We start from the raw sequence: 611 nt of genomic DNA, 5'->3' as shown, positions 1-611 counted from the left end.
TGAGAAAATATCCATCCTTAGACAGCAGTGGCATCTGGTCTAAAGTTTCGGGACTGCAGAGTGTTGAGGCAAGCGGGACAAATAAAGTTATTTTCAAATTTTCAAAGCCTAATGTACCCCAATTCTTCTACATAGCAATGCAACCAATAGTACCCGCACATATATGGGAAAATGTTAAAGATCCCGCAACCTACACCAATCCAAATCCTGTTGGAACGGGAGCATTTCTTTTCAAAAGTTATACACCATCTAACGGAGATGAAGTCGTGGTTAAAAATCCAAATTACTGGATGAAGGGCAGACCTTACATAGATGAATTGGTTATCAAAAGCATGCTTACAAACCAATCTGCCTTCCTTGAACTACTCAAAGGGAATGCCCAGTGGGGAGAATTTTATGCGCCCGACCCACAAACAACGTGGATTGCAAAGGATCCACAGCACAACCAAATATGGTGGCCGGCTGAAGGAGCAAATGCTTTATTCTTCAACACGCAGGTATATCCATTTAACAATGCAACTTTTAGAAAAGCTATTTCTATTGCCATTAACAAAAGAAATCTTGAAGACAAGGCTTATTTTGGAGCGGGTGGTTACAACGTGAACCCAACG

General features: G+C 41.2%; 1 protein-coding gene. It reads left to right on the top strand.

Going from position 1 to position 611, the window contains the following annotated elements; translation table 11 throughout:
* A partial coding sequence (locus tag ACP5NR_RS08805) for an ABC transporter substrate-binding protein (protein WP_428006374.1) occupies positions 1-611 on the top strand: 611 nt, incomplete at both ends.

This window comes from Athalassotoga sp., from assembly GCF_049965695.1.
Taxonomy (GTDB): Bacteria; Thermotogota; Thermotogae; order Mesoaciditogales; family Mesoaciditogaceae; genus Athalassotoga.
Note: the sequence above shows the minus strand (reverse complement) of the source record. Positions and strands in the feature narration are given on the sequence as shown.